This window comes from Pseudomonas sp. ICMP 460, from assembly GCF_002723595.1.
Classification (GTDB): Bacteria; Pseudomonadota; Gammaproteobacteria; order Pseudomonadales; family Pseudomonadaceae; genus Aquipseudomonas; species Aquipseudomonas kitaguniensis.
In genome coordinates, this window is record NZ_LKBR01000011.1 from 145,882 (window position 1) to 156,368 (window position 10,487).

Genomic DNA, 10,487 nt, shown 5'->3' on the forward strand with positions numbered 1-10,487 from the left:
TTTAGCGCGCGCTCTGGGGCTTCCCACTGCGCAGGAAAACTAAAACATCGGTGGGGAGGTGTCTGTCATAGGAAGCAGGGACAACTGCGGGGGGGCAAGGTGTTCGCAGGCAAAACGCGAGCCTTGGTGTGTGGCGGTTTGACGCTGTACCTGGGCAATGCAAAGCGCCTGGTCGGCCCGAAGGCCGCCAGGCGCGTTGATTAAATCCGGCGTTTGCGTTCGAGCGTCGGCACGCTCGACTGCGGCACCTCCAGGTGTTCTACCTTGCCGACCGCCGCTGCCATGCCGGCCAGCGTCGGCTGCGCCAACAGCACGCGCAGGTCGGCATCCAGGCCTTGCTTGCGCATCTGTTCCACCAGGCTGACGGCCAACAATGAATGCCCACCCAATTCAAAGAAGTGGTCATGCCGCCCCACCTGCTCCACCTTGAGTACCTGCGACCACAACTGCGCCAACGCCACTTCCACCGGCCCTTGCGGCGCCTCGTAAACACGGCTCAGCAACGCCTCATGGTCCGGCACCGGCAGGGCCTTGCGATCGACCTTGCCGTTGTTGGTCAGCGGCAGGCTGTCCAGGCGTACATAGGCCGAAGGCACCATGTATTCCGGCAGTTGCCCCTGCAGACGCGTGCGCAGCACCTCGATGTCCAACGCCTCACGCTCGGTGAAGTAGGCCACCAGACGCTTGTGCCCCGGCGCGTCCTGGCGCGCGAGGACCACGGCGTCCTTGACGCCTGGGCAACCGGCCAGGCGGGTTTCGATTTCACCCAGCTCGATACGGAAACCGCGGATTTTCACTTGCTGGTCGTTACGCCCCTGATACTGCAACGTACCGTCGGCGCGCCACGCCACCAGGTCGCCGGTGCGGTACATCAAACCGCCGTCACTGAACGGGTCGCTGAGGAACGTTTGCGCCGTCAGCTCGGCACGGTTCAAGTAGCCCAGCGCAACACCCTGGCCACCGACATACAGCTCGCCGGTAACACCCACCGGCACCGGTTGCTGATGGTTATCCAGCACGTAGGCGCGGCTGTTACCGACTGGCCGCCCGATAGGAATGCTGCCCTCGTCCGCCCGCGTAATCCGGTGGGTGGTCGAGAACGTCGTCGCCTCAGTCGGGCCATAACCGTTGAGCAAGTGCTGCGGTGCGCCCTCCTTGAGCACGCGCGCAATCACGCTGGGGTCGAGCACGTCGCCACCGACGATCAGGTAGCGCAGTTGCGCGAACACCGGCAACAGCCCTTCGGCGTATTGATGGAACAAGCCTGCGGTCATCCACAACACGCTGACCGATTGCGCCTGCAACAGCTCGGCAAAACCGCTGCGGGACAACAGCACGTGCTGATCGACCACCACCACGGCGCCGCCATTCAGCAGCGGCGCCCACACCTCCAGCGTACTCGCGTCGAACGCCGGGTTAGACGCAAATGCCACACGGTCATGCGCATTGAACTCGGCATAGCCGTTGTTGATCACCAACCGCGTGATCGCCCGGTGTGGCACCAGCACGCCTTTGGGCGTGCCGGTGGAGCCAGAGGTGTACATGATGTACGCCGCGGTCTCGGCGCTTTGCTCAAGCGCCGGGTTATGCAGCGGCGGGTGGTCAAGGTTCAGGCCATCCAGGTCGACGCGCGGCACGTCAAACGTCAGCGTCGGGTGTGCGTGGCTGAGCAGCAACGCGGCTGCGCTGTCGCTGACCATAAAGGCCTGGCGTTCAACCGGCGCATTGATGTCCAGCGGCACATACACTGCTGCGCATTTGCTGATTGCCAGTTGGCTGACCAGCAGGTCAATCGAACGCGCCAGCGCCACTGCAACGCTCGCGCCTGGCTTGACGCCAAGGCCGATCAAGTGATGCGCCAGGCGGTTGGCACGCGCGTTCAATTCGCCATAGCTGACGCGTTGTTCGCCATGCACCGCGGCCAGCGCATCCGGGCGAGCCTGTGCCTGCGCCTCGAACACCCGGTGCAGCGGTTCGCTGCTTGGGTAGTCACGTTGCGTCGCGTTGAATGTCTGCACCAGTTGCAGGCGTTCGTTTGCCGGCAGAATCGACACGCGGCGTGTGGCCGTATGCGGTGCCTGCTCCAGCGCGTCCACCAAACCGTTCAGCACGTTGCACACATACCCGAGCACGCGCTGGGCGCCCACCGAGCGCGGTGCCAGGGCATTGACCCGGAAGTCCTCGCCCACGTCATCCACCGACAGGATCAACGGATAACTGTCGACCCCTTCGCCGCCGAGCATTTCAATGCCTTCCCACGCGGCGCGCCGGCCTTCGTTAACCGTGGTCGAACCGTGACGGTAGTTGAGCAACGCGCTGAACAACGGCGCCGGTGCGGCCACGCCACTGCAACGCTGCGCCAGGGTCAGCGAGGCATGCTCGTGCGCGAGCAATTGGCTCAACGCCACGTGGGTGTGTTTCACCGCCGCGCTGAGGCTTTCGTCCGCCAGGCGCACGCGCAGTGGCAAGGTGTTGATGAACATGCCCAACGAACGATCCGCACCGTCACCGGCCTGCAAGCGGCCGAGCAACACGGTGCCGAAGACCACGTCGTCGCTGGCCGACACCGCGCCCACCACCTGCGCCCAAACCCAGTGATACAGGCTGGCCGCACTCACGCCCAACTGCCGCGCCTGCTGACGCAACCGCTGGCTGAACGCCGCGCCCAGCCAGTGCTCCGCCTCTTCGCTGGCATCGTGCGCAGCGTCGATCTGTTGCATCCCGAACGGCAGGGTCGGTTCATCGACATCGCCCAGCATCTCGCCGAAGAACGCCTCATGGGCCGCGCGGTCCTTGCCCTGGCGGGCCTGTGCCACGTAGTTGCGGTAAGGCACCGACGCCCCGAGCTGCTGCTCGTGCCCGCTCATGTGCGCTTCGATTTCTTGCGCCAGCACGCCCATCGACGTTGCGTCGTTGACCAAGTGGTGAAACGACAGCATGCCGACCCAGCGCTGCTGCTGCGGGTCGTGCGCAAACCCGAGGTGCATCATCGGTGCGCGGCGGATGTCCATGCGGTGGCGGTTAAGGCTGAAGTGTTCACGCAACTGCGCCAGCACATCGCCGCGTTGCGCGACGAACTCTTGCACGTCCAGCGGCGCCTCGCGCCACACCACTTGCACCGGTGCTTCCAGTTGCTCCCAGAACAGCGCGGTACGCAATATGTCGTGACGCGCGATGACCTGTTGCAAGGCCTGCGCAAACGCGTCGAAGCGTTGGCGGCTGTCAAACGCGAACAGCACATGTTGCTGGTATGGGTCGCCGTGTTCGGCGCTGATGTGGTGGTACAACAGGCCTTCCTGCAACGGCGCCAGCGCATAAATGTCCTGTACGTTGGCGACGCCACCCGGCACGCTGGCGACGATACGCTCGATGCTCGCCTGATCCAGTGTGGCCAGTGGCAACAGGTCCGGCGTGATCTGCGTGCAGTCGTGGGCAATGCGATTGGCCGGTACGGCCACTTCGTTGTCGGCGCCCACCGCGGCCGCCAGCGCCGCCAGGGTTGGCTGGCTGAACAGCACGCGCACGTCAGCCTGCAAACCGGCCTGGCGCATACGCTCAACCAAACCGACCGCCAGCAACGAATGCCCGCCCAACTCGAAGAAGTTGTCGTGACGGCCCACCAGTTCCAGCTTGAGCACGTCCGCCCATATCTGCGCCAGGGTGGTTTCCACCTCGCCGCTCGGCGCTTCATAACCACGGCTGAGCAGCGCGTCCAGCCCCGGCTCCGGCAACGCTTTGCGGTCGAGCTTGCCGTTGGCGGTCAGCGGCAGGCTTTCCAGGCGCACATAGGCGGCCGGCACCATGTACTCCGGCAACTGCGTTTGCAGCCAGTTGCGCAGCACCTCGATGTCCAGCGGCCGAGTCTCGGTAAAGTAAGCCACCAAGCGCCCTTCACGCGCCAGCACCACGGCTTCGCGCACCTGCGCATGCTCGCCCAGGCGGGTTTCGATTTCACCGAGTTCGATACGCACACCACGGATTTTTACCTGGTCGTCGTTACGGCCCAAGTAATCCAGGGTGCCGTCCGCCAGCCAGCGCGCCAAGTCACCGGTGCGGTACATGCGTGCAGCCGGGTTGCTGCTGAACGGGTCCTTGAGGAAACGTTCGGCGGTCATTTGCGCACGGTTCAGGTAACCACGTGCCACCCCGGCGCCGGCCACATACAGCTCGCCCGCCACACCCAATGGCACCGGCTGCTGATTTTCATCAAGCAGGTACACCTGGGTATTGGTCACCGGCTTGCCGATGTGCAACACCTGGCCGGCCTCAACCCGCCCGGACGTGGCGACCACCGTGGCCTCGGTCGGGCCGTAGTTGTTGACCAGGTTAAAGCGCTGCGGCGTGTTGAACTGACGCAGGCGATCACCGCCGATCAACAAGGTCTTGAGGGTCGGGTGCTCAAGGTTCTGGCTGAAAGCATATTCGGCCACCGGCGTCGGCAGGAAGCTGACGTCCAGCGGCTGCGCCATCCACCATTCAAGCAGCGCATCGATGTCTTCACTGCCGTCTTGTGCCGGCGGCAGGTGCAGCGTCGCCCCCGAGCACAGCGTCGGCCAGACTTCCCACGCCATGGCGTCGAAGCCAAAACCGGCGACGCTGGAGGTGTTGCTGGCGTGCGTCAGGTCAAACGCATCGCAGTGCCAATCCACCAGGTTTTCCAGCGTCTGATGTTCCACCATCACGCCTTTGGGCAAGCCGGTGGAGCCGGAGGTGTAGATCACGTAGGCCAGGTTCGCAGGGGTCAACCCGTAGACTTGCGGGTTGCCCTTCGTCGGGCCTTGCCACAGGCGGCTGTCCAGCTCGAGTACCGGCACCGTCACCGCCGGCAGGCGCTGGGCCAGCACCGGTTGGATCAACACGGCCACCGGCGCGCTGTCGCTGAGCAGGTAACTCAAGCGCTCCGCCGGGTGCGCCGGGTCAATCGGCACGTACGCGGCACCGGCCTTGAGAATCGCCACCAGGCCGACGAGCATTTCCAGGCTGCGCCGGGCACAGATCGCCACGCGGTCATCGGGCCGCACGCCGAGTTCGATCAGTTGGTGTGCCAACTGGTTGGCCTGCCGGTTCAGCTCGGTATACGTGAGGCTTTGCGCCTGATAGACCGCTGCAATTGCATGCGGGTACAGCGCCACTTGCAGTTCGAAGCGCTGGTGAATGGTCAAGCCGTGCGCGTAGTCAAAACGCGTGTCGTTGAAGCCTGCGAGCAGTTGCTCGCGCTCGCTGGCGGGCAGGATCGACAGGCTGTTCATCGGCGTCTGCGGCGCGTGCTCCAGCGCCTCGACCAGTTGTTCGACTACGATGTTCACATAGTCGCAGATACGTTGCGCACCGATCGAGGTCAGCGCCAGCGCACTCAGGCTGAAGGCCTCGCCCAAATCGTTGACGCTCAGGGTCAGCGGGTAGTTGGAGCGCTCGCGCGACTGCAACATGTGCATGCCTTGCCACGCCTGCACCACCGCTTGACTGACCTCGGCGCTGTCGGTCGGCGTATGCCGGTAGTTGAACAATGCACTGAACAGCGGCATCGATTGCGGCACGCCGCTGCAGCGTTGCACGTGGGCCAACGATGCCAGCTCGTGAGCGAGCAAGCCCGAGAGTCGCGCATGCGTGGTTTTGACCGCGTCCAGCACCCCGACCTGTGAGATGTCGACGCGCAACGGCAAGGTGTTAATGAACATGCCAATCGCCCGGTCGGCGCCTTCACCGCCCTGCAAGCGGCCCATCATCACCGTGCCGAAGACCACCCGCTCGGTGCTGGCAACCACCCCCAACACGCGGGCCCAGGCCAAGTGAAACACGCTGGCAGGCGTAACCCCGTTTTTTCGCGTGAGTGCCCGCAGGCGCTGGCTCAGGCCGGTATCAAGGGCCAAATCGACCTCATCGATGTCGTAACCATCGGCGCGCACATCGCGCAGCGCAAACGGCAGCGTCGGCTCGTCGATGTCGCCGAGCATGTCACGGAAAAACACCTCGTGTTCCTGCTCACGGCTGGCGAGGCGCGTTTGCACCACATAGTTGCGATACGGCACCGACGCACTCAGCGTGTCGCCCTCGCCCATCAGGAAGGCTTGCATCTCACGCCACACCACGTCCATGGCCATGTGGTCCATGATCGTGTGGTGGAACAACAGCGTGGCGACCACGCGCTGGCCAGCCTCGTCCTCGGCGTAGACCAACTGCATCAGCGGCGCGCGGCTGACATCCAGGCGGTGGCGGCGCGGGTCAACCTGCGCCGCCAGTTGCTCGGCAATATCACCGTCGCACGGGTCAAGGTGCAGCGCCCGAACCTGCATTTGAGCCTTGCGCCACACCACTTGCACCGGGTGTTCCAGGCCTTCCCAGACAAACCCGGTACGCAATACGTCGTGGCGGTCGATCACCTGCTGCAACGCCTGCGCGAAGCACTGCATGCGCTCAAGGTTGGCAAAGGCGAATTGCCCTTGCTGGATGTAAAGGTCGCCTTCTTCGGCGCTGATATGGTGGTAAAGAATGCCCTCTTGCAGCGGTGCCAACGGGTAAATGTCTTGCACGTTGGCCGCCCCGCCCGCAACGGTCGCGACGATGCGGTCGATGCTCGGCTGGTCCAGCGTCACCAGCGGCAGCAGGTTCGGCGTGATGTGCGTGCAGCCCTGCGGAATAGCGTTCGCCGGCACCGCGACCTCGCGCCCGCTGCCCACGGCAGCCGCCAGCGCTGCCAGCGTCGGCTGGTTGAACAGCACGCGTATGTCGGCGCTCAGGCCTGCCTGGCGCATGCGCCCGATCAGGCCGACCGCCAACAGCGAATGCCCGCCCAGCTCGAAGAAGTGGTCATGCCGACCGACTTGTTCAACCTTGAGCACCTCGGCCCAGATGTTCGCCAGCCGTGTTTCGACGTCACCTATGGGTGCTTCATAACCCCGGCTGATCACCGACTGCATGCCCGGCTCCGGCAATGCTTTGCGGTCCAGCTTGCCGTTGGGGCTGAGTGGCAACTCAGCGAGAACCACATAAGCCTGCGGCACCATGTAGGCTGGCAGATGCTGCTGCACATGCTCGCGCAGCGCTTCAACGTCAATCTGAACCTGCGCCTCGCGTGGCGTGCAATAGGCGACCAGACGCTCGTCGCGCACCAGCACCACGGCCTCTTGCACGCTCGGATGCGCCGCCAGGCGCACTTCGATTTCACCCAGCTCGATGCGCAAGCCACGCAGCTTGACCTGGTCGTCATTGCGCCCCAGGTATTCCAAGGTGCCGTCAGCCAGGTAGCGCACCAGGTCGCCGGTCTTGTACAGGCGCCCGCTACCGCTGAACGGGTCCGGCAGGAAACGTTCGGCCGTCAGGTCATCACGCCCCAGGTAACCGCGTGCGACACCCGCGCCGCCGATGTACAGCTCACCGGCAACGCCAATCGCCACTGGCTGCAAGCGGCTGTCGAGTACATAGGCACGCGCGTTGGCGATCGGCTTGCCAATCGGCACCGATTCGACCACAGCGTTGCCATCGCAGGTCCATGACGTGCTGTCGATGGTCGCCTCGGTGGGCCCGTACAGGTTGACGATGCCGTGAGTAGTCAGCGCGCGGGCCTGCACCGCCAGTTGCGGCTCCAGCGCTTCGCCGCCGCTAAACAGGTAACGGCACTGCACCGCGGGCGCTGGCAGTTGCACCAACAGGCGTAACAGGCTCGGCACAAACTGCGCGACGCTGACCTGCTGTTCGACCAGCGTGCGCGCCATTTGCTCGACATCCCTTGAAGCGTGCGCCGGCAACAGCACCAGGCGCGCGCCGATGGCCAGCGGGGTCCAGATCTCCCACACCGACGCATCAAAGGCCACCGAGGTGCGCTGCAAGATTCGCTCGTTGGCATCAAAACCAAAGGTACGGGCCTGCCAGGCGATGTGGTTGACCAGCGAGCCGTGTTCGACCATCACGCCTTTGGGGCGGCCGGTGGAACCGGAGGTGAAGATCACATACGCGAGGTCGTTCGGGCCTGCCACCGGCGCCGGGTTGTGGGTCGGCTGATTCAGCAAATGCTCAGCGTCCACGTCAACCAGCGCAACCGCGCTGCCCGCCAGCACCGCGCGGGTCGGCGCATGCACCAGCACCGCCAGCGGCTGGCTGTCTTCCAGCGCAAACGCGAGGCGCTGCGCCGGGTACTCAGGGTCGAGCGGCACGTAGCAGGCACCGGATTTGAGGATGCCGAGCAACCCGACAATCATCTGCGGGCTGCGCTCCATGCAGATCGCAATACGCGTGTCGGCCGTGGCGCCGAGGCTTTGCAGGTGATGAGCAATCTGGTTGGCGTGCTGATTCAGTTCGGCATAGCTGACGGCGTGGTCACCCAGCACCAGCGCGATGGCGTGCGGCGTTTGACGCGCGTGCGCCTCGATCATCTGCACCACGCTGGTGTCACGCGGGTAGTCGGCGTCGCTGGCGTTGAAATCCACCAACAGTTGGCGGGTTTGTGCCGGTGACAGAATCGACAGGCTGTCCAGCGAGCGCTGTGGCGCGTGCTCCAGCGCATCCACCAGTTGCTCGATAAGTGTGACCAGATAACCGCATACCTGTTGCGGATCGACAGAGGCGACCGTCAAGGCATCGAGGCTGAAGCCCGCCCCCAAGTCATTCACACTCAGGCTTATCGGGTAGTTGGTGCGCTCCTCGGACGTCAGAAAGCGCATGCCGCGCCATGCCTGCGCGACGTCGTCGCTGATCGGCGTATCCGTCGCCGGGCTATGCCGATAGTTGAGCAACGCACTGAACAGCGGCGTCGATTGCGCCACCCCGCTGCATCGCTGCACCAACGCCAGCGACGCGTGTTCGTGGCCGAGCAGACCAGTCAAGCGTGCATGGGTCGCCTTGACGGCGGCTTGCACGCCCAGGCCATCGATGTCGACGCGCAGCGGCAGGGTATTGATGAACATGCCCAGCGCGCGATCAGCGCCATCGCCGCCCTGCATGCGGCCCATCAGCACGGTGCCGAACACCACCTTGCGTGAGTCGGCAATACTCCCGAGCACCTTGGCCCACGCCAGATGGAACAGGCTGGCCGCGCTGACCCCCAATTGGCGCGACCGAGCCCGCAGGCGCAGGCTCAACCCGGCGTCGAGGGTAAGCGACGCCTCACGAATGGCATGCCCTTCTTCTTGTACATCCTGCAAACCGAACGGCAGCGTCGGCTCATCAATGTCGCCGAGCATGTCACTGAAGAACGCCTCGTGCTCTTGCTCACTGAGGCCCAAACGCGCCTGCGCCACGTAGTTGCGGTACGGAATCGGCGCCGCCAGCGGCTCGGTTAGCCCGAGCAGGCTGGCCTGCATTTCTTCGCTCACCACTTCCAGCGCGGTATGGTCGAGTGCCAAGTGATGGAACAACAGGATCGCCACCACCCGTTGGTTGGCCGCGTCCTCGGCATACACCAGGCGAATCAGCGGCGCCTGGCTGACATTCAGTCGGTAATGCCGCGCATCGAAACGCGCGTGCAACTGGCCCAGAATGTCGCCGTCAGCCGGGTTGAGGTTGACCTCTTCCACCGGCAAACGTGCCTCGCGCCACACCACCTGCGCCGGGCTGGCCAGGTCTTCCCAGACCACGCCGGTACGCAGGATGTCATGCCGGTTGACCACGTGTTGCAAGGCTTGGGCGAAGTCCTGCACGCGCTCAACGCTGTCGAATTCCAGTTGTGATTGCAACAGGTACGGGTCGCCCTGCTCCGCCGTGATGTGGTGGTAGAGGATGCCTTCCTGCAACGGCGCCAGCGCGTAGATGTCCTGCACATTGGTCACGCCGCCCGGCACCGTTGCAACGATGCGGTCGATGGCCGATTGATCAAGGTCCGCCAGCGGCAACAGCTCGGGCGTGATGCGCTGGCACTCAGGCGTAATCAGGTTGGCCGGCACTGTTACTTCACGGCCGCTGCCGACCGCCGCCGCGAGTGCCGCCAGAGTGGGTTGGCTGAACAGCACCCGCACGTCGGCGCTGAGGCTGGCCTGGCGCATGCGTTCGATCAGGTTGACCGCCAGCAGCGAATGGCCGCCGAGTTCGAAGAAGTTGTCGTGACGGCCGATTTGCTCGATCTTGAGTACGTCCGCCCAAATTTTTGCCAGAACGTTTTCAACTTCACCTTGTGGCGCTTCATAACCACGGCTGAGCAGCGCAGCCTGATCCGGCAGCGGCAGCGCCTTGCGGTCGACTTTGCCGTTGTTGGTCAGCGGCAGGTTGTCCAGGCGCACATAGGCGGCGGGCACCATGTAATCCGGCAACTGCGCTTGCAGATGGTCGCGCAGTGCTTCGATTTCAACGTTGACACGCTCGGTGAAATACGCCACCAAACGTTTGTTTCCTGGCTCGTCTTCTCGCGCCAGTACCACCACGTCCTTGACCTGCGGGTGTTCGCCCAGCAGGGTTTCGATTTCACCCAGTTCGATGCGGAAACCACGGATTTTTACTTGCTGGTCGTTGCGTCCCTGGTACTGCAAGGTGCCGTCGGCACGCCAGGCTACCAGGTCGCC

1 protein-coding gene is annotated in these 10,487 nt (G+C 64.2%); it reads right to left on the reverse strand.

The features are described from left to right. Positions 1-200: 200 nt before the first annotated feature. The coding region (locus tag AO240_RS09830) for a non-ribosomal peptide synthetase (RefSeq protein WP_143505351.1) at positions 201-10,487 on the reverse strand (10,287 nt) is incomplete at its 5' end.